Annotated in this window: 10 protein-coding genes; 6 read left to right on the plus strand and 4 right to left on the minus strand. The window is 38.9% G+C overall.

All coding sequences use genetic code 11. The annotated features are described in order from the left end of the window. Positions 1-338: 338 nt before the first annotated feature. Positions 339-1,283, minus strand: a complete 945-nt coding sequence (trhO, locus tag ACFSO7_RS02120; protein WP_377874911.1) for an oxygen-dependent tRNA uridine(34) hydroxylase TrhO — start codon at positions 1,281-1,283, stop codon at positions 339-341. Between the two features lie 348 nt (positions 1,284-1,631). On the opposite strand from trhO, the gene ACFSO7_RS02125 reads away from it, so the two are divergent. The 6 genes from ACFSO7_RS02125 to ACFSO7_RS02150 all read left to right on the plus strand — a co-directional run bounded on the left by ACFSO7_RS02125 (position 1,632) and on the right by ACFSO7_RS02150 (position 7,352). Continuing rightward, positions 1,632-1,850, plus strand: a complete 219-nt coding sequence (locus ACFSO7_RS02125; RefSeq protein WP_377874913.1) for a DUF1659 domain-containing protein — start codon at positions 1,632-1,634, stop codon at positions 1,848-1,850. 41 nt (positions 1,851-1,891) lie between these two features. After that, the gene (locus tag ACFSO7_RS02130; protein ID WP_377874915.1) at positions 1,892-2,110 is read left to right on the plus strand and encodes a DUF2922 domain-containing protein; all 219 of its coding nucleotides are present in this window, start codon (positions 1,892-1,894) and stop codon (positions 2,108-2,110) included. A 65-nt stretch (positions 2,111-2,175) separates the two neighbouring features. Next, a complete protein-coding gene (locus tag ACFSO7_RS02135) occupies positions 2,176-2,319 on the plus strand; it encodes a YvrJ family protein (RefSeq protein WP_377874917.1) in 144 nt (47 codons plus the stop codon). Positions 2,320-2,437: 118 nt separating this feature from the next. After that, complete coding sequence (locus ACFSO7_RS02140; RefSeq protein WP_377874919.1) at positions 2,438-4,330, plus strand: alpha/beta fold hydrolase; 1,893 nt, start codon at positions 2,438-2,440, stop codon at positions 4,328-4,330. Positions 4,331-4,503: 173 nt separating this feature from the next. Then, positions 4,504-6,204: a HAMP domain-containing methyl-accepting chemotaxis protein gene (locus ACFSO7_RS02145; RefSeq protein WP_377874921.1), complete on the plus strand. Its 1,701-nt coding sequence runs from the start codon at positions 4,504-4,506 to the stop codon at positions 6,202-6,204. 29 nt (positions 6,205-6,233) lie between these two features. Next, entirely contained in the window at positions 6,234-7,352 is a 1,119-nt protein-coding gene (locus ACFSO7_RS02150; RefSeq protein ID WP_377874923.1) for a sugar ABC transporter substrate-binding protein, read from the plus strand. 333 nt (positions 7,353-7,685) lie between these two features. Here the strand turns inward: ACFSO7_RS02150 and ACFSO7_RS02155 are convergent, their stop codons facing one another. The 3 genes from ACFSO7_RS02155 to ACFSO7_RS02165 form a co-directional block, all read right to left on the minus strand. Next, a complete protein-coding gene (locus ACFSO7_RS02155; RefSeq protein WP_377874925.1) occupies positions 7,686-9,062 on the minus strand; it encodes a S41 family peptidase in 1,377 nt (458 codons plus the stop codon). 138 nt (positions 9,063-9,200) lie between these two features. Further along, positions 9,201-11,690 carry a bifunctional 2',3'-cyclic-nucleotide 2'-phosphodiesterase/3'-nucleotidase gene (locus tag ACFSO7_RS02160; protein ID WP_377875083.1) on the minus strand — a complete coding sequence of 830 codons (2,490 nt, stop codon included), beginning with the start codon at positions 11,688-11,690 and terminating at the stop codon, positions 9,201-9,203. Positions 11,691-12,321: 631 nt separating this feature from the next. Continuing rightward, positions 12,322-13,488 carry an HD-GYP domain-containing protein gene (locus tag ACFSO7_RS02165; protein WP_377874927.1) on the minus strand — a complete coding sequence of 389 codons (1,167 nt, stop codon included), beginning with the start codon at positions 13,486-13,488 and terminating at the stop codon, positions 12,322-12,324. Positions 13,489-13,498 lie beyond the last annotated feature (10 nt).

Below are 13,498 nucleotides of genomic sequence, written 5' to 3' on the forward strand. Positions count from 1 at the left end.
ACTAATTTCTTATTTTTCTATTATTAATTCTCTTCTGAAAATGGGACATCCAAATCATTTCTTTATAAAGAACAAATGTAGATGGTTGGCTAAACAAATGATAAGAAAAGCGGAAGGCGCCCGTAATCGCCGACAAGCAAAAGCCAATCCGTTATGAAGGCTGTTCTTAAACCTTAATGACGGATTGGCTTTTGACCTCGAGCCGATGGGTTCTTACGCTGGACAATTTTCGAAGTCCTGAAAAGTTACTTTCTTACCTAACAAAAAAGAGCCAGTCTCTTATTAAGAGACTGACCCTGTTTCGTATTCTTTCTGCTCACCAAGTGGGAACATTTATGCTATTCAATCGCCTGTAATCTTTCCGCCACTTCTTCCTCCGTTAACTCATGCTGCGCGATATAACGGTTTCTCGGATGCGTTCGGCATTCGTGGGAGCAGCTGCGCAAATATTTATGTTCGTTCTCTTCCGAGCAAAGAATTTTTTTATTACATGCTGGGTTGGCACAGTTTACATAGCGTTCACAAGGCTCTCCATTGTAAAAATCACGCCCAACGACAACATGTTCCTTTTGATTAACCGGAACTCCGATTCTTTCATCAAATACATAGAGCTGTCCGTCCCAAAGCTCGCCTTGAACTTCTGGGTCCTTTCCATAAGTGACAATTCCACCATGGAGCTGAGCGACATCTTTAAAGCCCTCTTTCAGTAACCAGCCAGAGAATTTTTCACAGCGAATTCCACCTGTGCAATACGTGATAATCTTTTTGTCTGCAAACATTTCTTTATTTTCTCTTACCCATTGTGGTAAATCACGGAAATTAAGAATGTCCGGCTTGATGGCCCCACGGAAATGTCCTAAATCATATTCATAATCATTACGAGCATCCAACACAATCGTGTCCTCATCTTGCAATCTTTCATAAAATTCTTTCGGGCTTAGATACGTTCCCGTAAGCTCTTTCGGATTAACATCGTCCTCTAGTCGAAGGGTTACAAGCTCTGGTCGAGGACGAACCTTCATCTTCTTGAACGCATGTTCTTCGGCTTCATCTATTTTATAAACCATATCAGCAAAACGCGGGTCCTGCTTCATTTTTTCCATATAGGCATTCGTTTGTTCCACCGTTCCTGAAACGGTACCATTGATTCCTTCATTCGCAACAAGGATTCGGCCCTTCAAACCAAGTTCATTACAAAAGGCTAAATGCTCCTTCGCAAATTCCTCAGGATTTTCAATGGAAACATACTGATAATACAATAACACTCTGTACTCTTTATTCATTTTTTTGCCACCTATCTACTAATATTTGCAAGATATTATGTGTTTAGGTTTATACACGATATTCTTACCGAACTATTATAACACTTTTGTCGGATCATGCGGAAATTGGTGATTGATTGGAAAAAATAGGGCTTCAACTGGCTGAAATTGTGACAAAGTCCGATAGAATTGTGAACTTGTCCGATAGACGCCACAATTTATTCGATAGAAGGGGGCTAGTTGTCCGATAGAAGCCCATTTTTGTCCGATAGACTAGGTTAATTCTGACTTTTACAAAAAATATCCTCCTTACCCTGTCCTTTTCCCCCTTCACTTTATATATAGAGGGTGAAAGGAGGTGAAAAAAGAATGGCACAATCAATGTTAGTAGAATCAAGCTTACGTTTAGTGTACGAAACAGGATTAAACGAGAAGGGCGAGCCGATTTACAAAGGAAAAACGTACAACAATGTGAAAAAAGAAGCGACCGTGGACCAACTTTTTCAAGTGGCTCAAGCAATCGGTACGCTTTCCACTGATCCGATCCACGCGGTAGAACGTAATGATCGCTCGGATATTACGGCTTAATGACTAGGATTTATTTTTCAAAAAGGAGGAGGTGAATCAGAATGGCAAAAACACTAGAATTACAGTTTAGTACCGAGCTTGGTGGGACGGCACGAATCACGGTTGATCATCCGAAGGAACCAATCGACGAGGCAGCTGTCAAGCAAGCGATGGAAAAAATCCTTGCGGCTGGCGTTTTCTTTACAGCTACTGGGAATTTTGTAGCTGTGAAAGGTGCACGCGTGATTGAACGCAATGTGACGGACTTTGAATTAGTCTAATAGTGAGGACCAGTTTCAGTGATGGAGCTGGTCTTTTTGTAAAATCAAGAAAGGAGGAACCTAAAATGGAACAGCTCATCCCTCTCATCAGCGAGGTTGGTTTTCCGATTGTCGTCACGCTCTACTTGCTTTATCGAATTGAATCAAAGCTTGATTTAGTCGTGCAATCGATTCAAAATCTGCCTGAGCGATTGAAGGAAAAAATGTAATTTGTAACAAGCAGCTTCAGCCAATTTTAGGCTAGGCTGTTTTTTTATAGAAAAAAATGAACTATTTGTCAGACTAAATCGTATTACTACTAGATTACTATTTTAGGAGGCGTCAAAATTGAAACGTTTTTCAAAGTCAGTTGGGAAAATTGTCCTTGCAAGCTCTATTGGTTTATCAGGAGCCGCAGCTAGCTTTACACTGCCAGTTCAGGCAGCGGATGTGACACAGAAAGTCGAGTTTGATAAGCTTGGTGATCAGTTCATCACTTATACAAAAGAGAATAAATGGGATCAAGTTTACGGGATGCTTAGCGCAAATCTTCAACCATCTTTCACGAAAGAAGCACTGCCGCTTATTTGGGCAAGTATAACTACACCTTATGGAAAAATAAGTGACATTAAGCAGTCAAATGTCAGCTTTAATGGAGTACATACGAAGGTATCCTACTTGTTCACAACGGAAAAAGGACCGTTTGAGTTAGTGGTTTTATTTAACCATTTAGGTCAAATTGATGATTTAAATGTGAAGCAGGTATATCCACCAAACTTTTTCTTGAATCCGTCCTACAATCACCCAGAAAAATATACGGAAAAACAAGTAGTTGTGGGTGAAGGAGCATTTGCTTTATCTGGAGTGTTAACTGTTCCGAAAGGCGAAGGTCCGTTTCCAGTGGTTGTATTGGTTCATGGTTCAGGTCCGAATGATATGGATCAAACCGCTTATTCTTTCAAATCATTTAGAGATTTAGCCGTTGGGCTTGCAAACCAAGGAGTGGCTGTTCTTCGCTATGACAAGCGCACGAATGTCCATCCTTTAAAAGTGAGCACTACTCCGAAATTCTCGATCCAAGAAGAAACGGTCATCGATGCAAACTTGGCTGTAAAGGCCTTGAAATCCATCCCAGAAGTCGATTCGAAAAATATTTTCGTCGTTGGTCATAGTCAAGGTGCCTTTGCCCTTCCTCTCATTGTAGAAGGCGACAAAAATCATGATATTAAAGGTGCAATTGGGATTGCTGGAAATGCATCGAAATTCCATGAATTATACTTATGGCAAATGGAACAAATTTTAGCAAGAATGCAAGCAGCGAATGCCCCTGCTGAACATTTAAAGGTGCAAGAAGCAAGCGTTCAAGTTCTTCGCGAGCAAGTTGCTTTAATTAATAACCCTAGCTATTCTAAAGACAATCCACCAGCAAATTTCCAGCTTGGCAACCCGTACTGGTGGTATGATCTTCGCGACTATCAACCAGCAGAATTAGCGAAAAAGCAGGATCTGCCTTTACTGCTTTTACAAGCAGGAAAAGATGTTCAAGTTCCTGTTTCAGAATTCCAACTATGGAAAGATACCTTAAAAGATCGAAAAAATGTCGACTACAAATTGTATCCTAATATGTTCCATGTACTAGTGGATTACGCAGGACAACCTGACGGTCAAACAGAATATATGACACCTGGAAATGTTTCAGAGGAATTAATCGCTGACATCTCTACATGGGTAAAGACAGGAAAACTAGCGTCTAAAGTGGATCTAACGATTTTTAAAGATTACAAAGCTGGGCAAGATTGGTCTGATGCCTTTGCCTGGGCACTTGAAAAAGGAATCATTCAAGGCTTTGCGACAGAAAAACTTCTGAAGCCAGAAGAAGCCATGAGTGAATCGCAATTTTTAAAAGTATTCTTCCGTTATAGCTTAGGTGCTGAGTTGAAGGATGAATCAACAAAAGCAATTTACCAACTGGCGAAAGAACAAGGACTTCCGGTAACAGGTAAAGCAAATGCATCTATATCAAGAGGAGATGCTGCCCTTTTACTTGCAAATAGCTTTTTAAAATCAAAGAAAAGCATGACTAAAGAGGAAGCGGTCCAATGGCTTTACGAAAGTGGAGTGACGAATGGATACGCTGATCAAGACGGAAACTTCCCGAAAACATTCAAATCATTTAAACCTGAAGCGGCCATTTCCAGAGGGGAATTTGTCACTTTGTTGAAGGGATTAGATGACAAATAATGGATTGCATGTAAGAGCTCTATTTAATAGGGCTCTTTTGTTTAGAGGAAGTGCTAAATACCTATTAAATTATTAGGATTTTTGTGACATTCCCCATAATTCATGCTATATTTTATAAGGTTATTTTTTTGAAAATGTGGGATTATCTAGGTATTTTTTGGAGGAATGAAAAAATGCAGCTTAGTGTAGGCAAAAAGATTTTAACAGGATTTGGGGTCGTTTTATTATTAATGGTCATTTTTGCAGGTGTTTCTATCAATCGGATGTACTCTATGCAGGAAAAGACGGAATCTATCGTAGATGTTTGGATGCCTGGGGTGGAGTTGATTAACTCGATTGCTTATCAAACGGAACATGTTTTAACTCTTTCACTTAGATATATTGAGTCAGACGATGATCAAGAAAAAGAGATGCTAAAAAAGGAACGATCTAGTTACATAAGCAAAGCAACAGAAACATTTAAAACTTATGAAAATCAACTTGATTCAAAAGAGGAACGCAATCAATATAACGAATTTCATTATAAGTGGGACTTTTTCATAAAAGTTAATGAGGAAACACTTAGGCTAAGTGATAAAGGGAAAGACGAATTTGCTTATCTCTATTTTAAAAAAGGAGCTAAGGCGTTTGATTCGATGAAACTAAACTTAGTAAACTTAATGGAATTAAATCAACAAGGAGCGCATCAGGCAGGGGCTGATTCAAAAGCAACCTTTAAGCAAACAGTATTGACGATTATCACCTCCATTGTGATTGCATTATTATTAGGGATAGTGGCGGCAATTTTCATTACAAGAAATATTGCCAAGCCACTTCGTTTAGTCACTAGTCGAATTGATGAAATATCAAAGGGAAATCTGGCTGTAGACTCCATACATATTAAAAATAAGGACGAAATTGCGATACTAGCACAATCTGTCAATAACATGAAGGATAATTTACAAGCAATTGTTACACAGGTTGTCGCAATATCAGGTAAAGTGAATCTTCAAAGCACAGAACTATCCGTTTCTTCTAATGAAGTAAAACTCGGAAGTCAGCAAATTGCGACCACTATGCATGAATTAGCTGGGGGGACAGCGGAGCAAGCAAGCTCTGCTCAAGAATCTGCTCAAGCCATAGAGCAATTTAATGTGGAAATTAACGAAGCCAATCTCGCTGGAGAAAAGCTAAAGAATGCTTCAAGCGATGTGTTAGCAAAATCAGAGGAAGGCAAGCAGCTCATGCTTCAATCGGTGCATCAAATGGATTCGATCAGTCAAATCGTATCCGAATCAATGTTAAAAGTCATTCAATTAGATGAAAAAAATAAGGACATTTACCAATTAGTCAATGTTATACAAGCCATTGCAGCACAAACGAACCTGTTGGCCTTGAACGCGGCCATTGAAGCAGCAAGAGCTGGTGAACATGGAAAAGGCTTTGCTGTGGTAGCGGATGAAGTAAGAAAGCTAGCAGAACAAGTCAGTATCTCGGTTAATGACATTACATCAATTACCCAAGGGATCCAAACAGATTCTAAACTCGTCGTTGAAACCTTACAAAATGGTGTAGAACAAACTGAAGTCGGCAATAAACAAATGAAAGCCACTGGAGAAACGTTCGGCCATATTACCGAATACGTCTCAATAATGGTTCAGATGATCGATCAAGTTGCTATGAATTTAAATAAAATGAAGCTTGGTAGTGAACAATTGAGTGCCTTTAGTGAAGAAATTTCTGCGGTTACTGAACAATCGGCAGCTGGAGTGGAAGAGGTATCGGCTTCCGCTGAACAGCAAGCTGGTTCAATGGATATGATTGCCGAAAGCACCGAAGCTTTAAAGAAGCTCTCCATTCAATTAGAAGAACTTGTTAAGCATTTTAAACTATAATGACATCTAGATTTAAGGAGAATGTTGAAATGAAGATAGGCTTAATAAAGAAAGTCCTGCTGACAGCTCTTTCGATGAGTATTATTCTAACTGGATGCTCATCCAATGAAAAAGCAACGGAAAAATCGAAAGTCAAAAAGGTTGTTACATTAGAAAATGTTCCAGAAAAATTTAAGCAGAAAGATTCTGTAAAAATTAAAGTCATTCGAAAAATTGGTGGAGATGAAAATACAGCGCAATTTTTAGCTGGGGCAAAAGAGGAAGGCGAAGCTATGGGACTTACTGTCGATGTTTTTACGGCAGATGGTGATAGCGCTAAATTCCACGAAGCACTTGAGCAAGCCCTTGATGAAGATTACGATGGATTTATTATCTCACACGGGGATGATGCAGCTACAGTGGATGATGTGAAAAAACTAGTTGAAAAAGGTAAAAGCGTGGTAACATTCGATTCGACCCCTGACCTAGCAACCGTCGAAGGTGTTTCGCTTTCCTCTCAAGATGATGAAACATTAGCCACGCTAGCGATGGAACAGCTGATAGAGGATCATGACGGGAAAGCAAACATTGTATATCTTTGGGTAGATGGCTTTGCACCAATGATTAGACGCAATGTCATTTATAAAGAAAAATTAGCGAACTATCCAGGAATAAAGGAAATTGAACGATTTGGTGTTGCCGCTGCAGACACATCTGAGCAAACGAAGAATGCTGTTACAGCTATGCTAAATAAGCATCCAAAAGGAGAAATTGACGCCATATTTGCTACTTGGGATGCCTTTGCGATTGGAGCTGTTGACGCGATTAAAGAAGCAGGCAGAGATGAAATCAAGATCTATGGCATAGACGTGTCCAATACCGACCTCAAGTTCATGCAAGAACAAAATAACCCATGGAAATTCACAGCAGCTGTTGATCCAAAATTAATTGGTGCCATTAATTTAAGAATGGTGGCCAAGAAGATTGCTGGGGAAGAAACGCCACAGAAGTACGACTTAGAAGCCTACCTCATTTCACAAGAGGAACTTCAAGTCTCTAAACAACCTGTCGAGATGACAACCTTGGCGAGTGTTCTTCCAGGCTGGGGGCTTTCAACAGAACTAGAAGAAGATTGGATGAAAACACTGAAGGAATATTATAAGAAGTAATAAGAAAAGCGGAAGCGCGCTTGTAAGCCCCGATAAAGAAGACTGGTCGATTGGCGAGAGCAGCGAAGCCAGAGACCTAGTCGCACTTATGCAAACCGTTCTTTGGTTTGCCAAGCAAATGCCGTCCCGAAGAGGAGGTTTGTCTTTAACCTCATCTTTGGGGCGCCATTTGACCTCGAGGTCGACAATAACTCGGACGTCCTGTCGCATTGTCGACACTAGTACATCCTGTACGTCGGGGCTAGGACGCTTACGCTAGACAATTTTCGAAATCCAACCTTATCTTTAAATAAAAGGGCCAGCGCAATATATCACATTGCACTGGCCCTCTTCTTATTCCACACTAACCTCTAAATACGTTCCGTTCAACATTTTCCCCTTTCTTTTCCCAGTCCAGTTTGGATGGATTGCTAACAAGTATTGGCCCTTTGATTCAAGCTTTTGTTTTGGAATGATTTTAATCGTTTTGTCGTCGACTACTTTGAGATCTACTTCTACTTCTTTTCCACCTAGCTGAATGAGCCCTACATCGCTCGCTTTTAATCCCGTCCAGTTCATTGGAGTGGACATTTTGACGGTAAAGGTTTTTGTCACGGGAACATTTTTCAACGATGACAGCTCTTTGTAGCCTTTTAAAGCGTTAATCAATTGATCTCGATGAGAAGCGATGAGCTCTTCCCCTTCGGCTGTCTTAACGTCTGGTGCAACTCCCACTTTATTGATCGCCGTTCCTTTTGGTGAAAAGAACTTCGCTGTTGTTAATTTTAAAACACTGTTATCACTAAGCTGAATGAGGCTTTGCATTACGCCTTTTCCATACGTATTCTGCCCGTATAAAATAGCCCCTTTTTGTTCCTTCACCGTTGCAGAGACCATTTCTGATGCGCTGGCACTATGTCCATTAATTAATAGATGTGTTGGTGACGTAAATTTATTTGGCTGATCGATGACGTCATAAACCTCTATTGCATTGGATTTATCCCTTAACTGGAAGGCTTTTTTTACATTTGGAAAAAAGCCAGCTACCTCTTGAGCTGCAGAAATATAGCCTCCACCATTGTCCCTCAAGTCAAAAATCCAGCCCTTCGCCCCTTTAAGCGCTTGAATAGCAGGTAAAATTTCCTCTGCCGAATCTTGAGAAAAACTATTAAGCCTTACATAACCAATCTCTCCACCTAACATTTCATATTCCACATTTGGAATCTCAATCTTTTCACGAAGAATGGATTTTTCTAGCGATTCATTCGTCTTTTCTCTAAAAATAGACAGGAAAACCGCAGTATTTTCATCTCCAGAGATAAAGGTGATAGCCGTCTGAATGGATATTCCTGCTACACTTTTTCCATCTACCTTCGTAATAATATCCCCAGGTAAAACTCCAGCCCGTTCTGCTGGACTATTTGGAAGCACAGAGAGAATTTTTACCCCTTTTGCATTTTCCTCTAGAACGACACCAATCCCTATCAACTCTTGGTCAATCGCATTTATAAACTGCTGATATTCAGCAAAACTCATGTAAACCGAATACGGGTCAAGATAAGAGGTAATTTCTTTTGCCGTTGGTTTGGCAAGAACCTCTGCTGGAACGTCCTCGATATAATAATCACGGATATATCCGCGAATCTCCTCGATTGGTTCAGAAGCTGCCCCAACAGATGCTGGGAATAAAATGGAGAATAATAGAATGATAATGGCATATTTTTTCAGCATCGATTCCGCTCCTTTATATTTCGATTATATTTATTGTAAACGGTAAGGGGGATATTTGAAAGTGGATCTAGTAAACTATTAGATTTACAAATTTAGGCAAAAAAAGGCCCCATATATTGGGACCTTTCATTCTATTTATTATTTGTTTAGGAACGAATAAACTACTTTCGCGCCTTCAGCACGTGTTGCTGTGTTTCTCGGTAGGAATTTACCACCGTTGAATCCGCCCATAAAGCCAAGCTCATATGCAGCGTTAACTTCGCTTACGAGGTTTTTGCTGATTTTCTTGCTGTCTTTGATGGATGCAGATTTTGTTGCAGAGAAATCTTTACCTGTTTTCTTTTCGTAAGCGCGAACGATCATTGCCGCCATTTGTTCACGAGTGATTTCATCGTTTGCTCCGAATTTAGCAGGTTCTAAAGTTGTGATTCCGTTTTTGTAAGCAATTTCTACTTCTTTCGCTACGCCAGCAGATCCATCGCTTAGACCCATTGCACGTACGATCATTGCTACGAATTGTCCACGAGTGATTTTGCTTTCTGGAGCAAAAGTTGTTTCTGTTTTACCAGAGACAATATTTTTCGCAACTAGAGCATCGATGTATGATTTAGCCCAGTGCTTTTCCGTAACATCCGTGAAGCTTGGTGCTGCAGGTGTAGACGCTTTGCTTAAATCAATCTTGAAGATACCGAAGCCCTTGTCATCTGTTTTACCAGTGTAAGTGATGTTGTTTGTTAACTTCGCGTATTCTTCTGCTTTTGGATTAGACGTAAATGTTACATTAACATCGCCTTTAATTGGTGCGATTGACCAGTTGTTATCAGCTGTTGGATTAATTTCTTTCGTTTCTGTGATGTAATCCATTAAGATTTGACGGTTTTCTTCCGCTGAGTCGATGATGTATTTGCTTCCTTTCACACCAGGGAAGTTACCGCCGCCGCTTGCACGGTAGTTATTCGTTACAATGATGAAGTCTTGGTTTGGATCGATCGCTTTACCATTGTATTGCATGTTTACGATACGGCTAGAGTTAGCATCGTTAATCGTACCATCTAATTTATATTTTGCAGGCTTAGTTACATCCACTTGGAAAGTAACACCATCAATGATATCAAAGTTGTACACTTGGAATGCAGGGTCTAATAATGCTTGTTCTTCCTTTTTATTCGGATCGATTTGGAAGAATTTCGCTGCTGTCATTTCCATCCATTCTTTTACCGTTGAACCTTTTACTAAAATCGCCTTCATTGTGTTGTCATAAAGGTAAAGGTCACCAGCTGAACGGATTGTTAAGTCACCTTTTTTAATTTCAGTGAACTCATCTACACCGTTACGTCCTGCTTTGAATGGTGCACCAACAGAAAGGATTGGTGTGTCTTTGTATTCTGGTAAAAATTGATTAATGTACTTTTCTGTGTACCATTTTTGAGCTGCTGTTACGACTTGGATAGATGGGTCATCTTGTACAAGTGCAAAATAGCTGTGAATTGGCGCAGTAGTCGTACCTAATTTACCCATTGTGTACTCAATTGTTGCTTCATGGTCTGCTTTAATTAAGTCAACTAATTTTTGATCTGCTTGAACTAATTCTTTTTTCGCTGTCGCATCATAGATTCCTTTTGTTGAAGATTGAGAATCTATTACAGACCATTTTCCATCAACCTTTTTAATCGTTAAGTCGATAATACCTAATTTTTCTCCACCGTATGCAGCTTGTACAGCTGGCACGCCATTGATTGTTCCTTTTGCATTGTCAACTCCAGGAAGTGGGTTACCATCTTTACCTTTAAATAAGGCATCTAGAGATTTCACATCTGCTGCTGGGAATACTTTATGTGTATGTGAGAAAGTGATTGCATCAATACCTTTAACTTTACTTAAAGGATAGATTGCATCTTCTGCACCTTTGTTTGCTTCTGCAGAGCCGTTAAATCCAGAGTGTGTCATCGCAATAACGATATCCGCACCTTCAGCACGCATTTTAGGAACCATTTTTTCAGCTGTAGCAACGATATCTTTCGCAATTACTTTGCCTTCTAAATGAGCTTTATCCCAATCAGTGATTTGAGGAGCAACTAATCCTAAATAACCGATTTTGATTTTTTGATCAACACCATTTTCATCTTTTACTGTTTTTTCAACAATTTTGTATGGAGTGAATTGGTTAACATCATTATCTGGGTTATTGTCTTTGTCATCTTTGTAAACGTTCGCATTTACAAAATTAAATTTCGCATCATCGTAAAACTCGTCTAAGAAATCTAGTCCGTAGTTGAACTCGTGGTTTCCTAGAGTTGCCATGTCATAGCCCATTTCATTCATAACCTTGATGACTGGGTGAACTTGACCATCTTTTAACGGGTTCACTTTCGCAAAGTAAGTAGCAAGTGGCGTTCCTTGCATTGTATCTCCGTTATCTACTAATACAGAGTTTTTCACTTCTTCACGAGCTTGTTTAACTAATTGAGCTGTTTTTGTTAAACCATATTTGTTTTGAACAGCACCAGAGTAGTAGTCAAAGCTTAATAGATTTGTATGTGTATCAGTTGTTTCCATAATACGTAATTTAACTACGTCTTTATCCATTACTTCAGCGTAACTAATCGTTGGAGCGACTTGTGGAATCATGATTCCTAATGCTAAAGCAGCACTCGCAAGCGCTTTCTTTTTGTTTGAAATTTTTTTCAAGTGTGTTTCCCCCTATCGGAAATTTACTACTTTTTCATATTAGCATATTAGGAATCTAAAAAAAATACATTTAACTTGGAATATTGTAAAAAATTAAACTTAATTGTTAATTATTTGTAAAATTCGTTAGTTGTTTGTCAGAATATTTCTATTATTATCTATTGAATTTGAAATGGGATTGTGCCTTTTGGGTTACTACTTCACCGGGGGTCAGTCCCTCACTGCTTTAAAGCGATGAGGGACTGACCCCCGGTGGTTTAACGCGATAAAGGATTTTCCTTTACTGTTGGTGTCCTGATTAGTTTTAGTTCTTTTTTCATCGTATGGCTAAATAAGTGATTATTGGATAAATTGCGTTTACAATGTGGACAAAGCCACACTCCATTGTTATTACTACTATATGAATATTTTACACAGCCTTTGCAGTATTTTTTAAACAAACCCTTTTCCTCCGTTTTTCTTTATCTTTTTCCATCTTAACATCCTGCATGGTAGTGACGGTATTCGTATTCAGAATGGATTAAAGGTAATAATAAAGAATGATAGAAGAACTATACTTTAGGCTGACTCCCTATATAACATGCGAAAGTTTATAGTCCATTGTACTTATAGTATCTCTTTCTTGCAGGACCTGAATTAATGCTTGCAATATTTTAGGATCTACTTTTGTTTTTTCCAGTTCCTTTATTTCTAATAATGCTTCCTCTGTCGTCATGGATGGGCGATAGGCTCTTGGTTTAATCATGGCTAGGTAGCATTCGACTAGCCCTAGTACTTGTGCAAGCGCTGGTATCTTATTTCCTTCAAGTCCTAACGGATATCCCGAACCATTTGTACGTTCATGATGTTTCAAAAAAGCATCTCTTACCTTTTCCAACGACTTAAAATCTCCAAGTAATCGATGTCCAAAAATGCAATGATTTTGGACAAGCTTAAACTCATAGCTTGTCAGTTTTTCATTTTTCTCAAATAAATAATCCGGCCATTGGATCCTACTGACAAAATGCAACAAAGAGAGCAGTTCGATCTCCCAATCCTTTACATCATTGTTTGGTAGTCTCTTAATTATTTTTTTCATAATCATAGACATTTCTGTAATTTCGTTTCTAGTTGTCTGAGATTTCGTCTCAACAATAGGAACTAAGGCACTTAATACTTCAAAAATATGCTCCTTCATCTGTTTTTCTTCATTAAAACTAGTAATGCTTTTGACATTTCCAAAATGCTTGACCATCATAGATCCTATTAAAATACTCGCAAATCCGAATAAGATTTGGCATATAATTAATAAGGCATTCTCTTGAACAAACAAACCACTTTGGGAATTTTGAATACCAGTAAAGCTTATATATGAAAAAATATAAACCGCACTCCATACTTTGTAAGCCCTTCCACTTTCAAGTAAAGCTAAAACAATGGGAAAGTAGGAAAGATACATCCACATATATGGAAAATCTAAAGGATCGTACAGAGCAACAAATGTGAAGAGGACATAAACCATGACTGCGGAAATATGTTGTGAATGCACACTGAATTTATTTATTTTTTTATGTAAAAAAAAGAAAGCCCAGTGGAAAATCATCGTAAAGGTAAAGCCAAAAAAAATCATTTTAGTCATTTCACTTCGTAATATAAGATAACAAACGAATCCACTAATAGCTCCCACGCTCATAAGAATAGCCATGAAAAACAGTGTACGATCTCCACGATATTTTATTTCTTCATTAAATGTGGTCACTTCAAAACCT

It is taken from the genome of Bacillus sp. CGMCC 1.16607 (genome assembly GCF_042683745.1).
Taxonomy (GTDB): domain Bacteria; phylum Bacillota; class Bacilli; order Bacillales; family Cytobacillaceae; genus Pseudoneobacillus.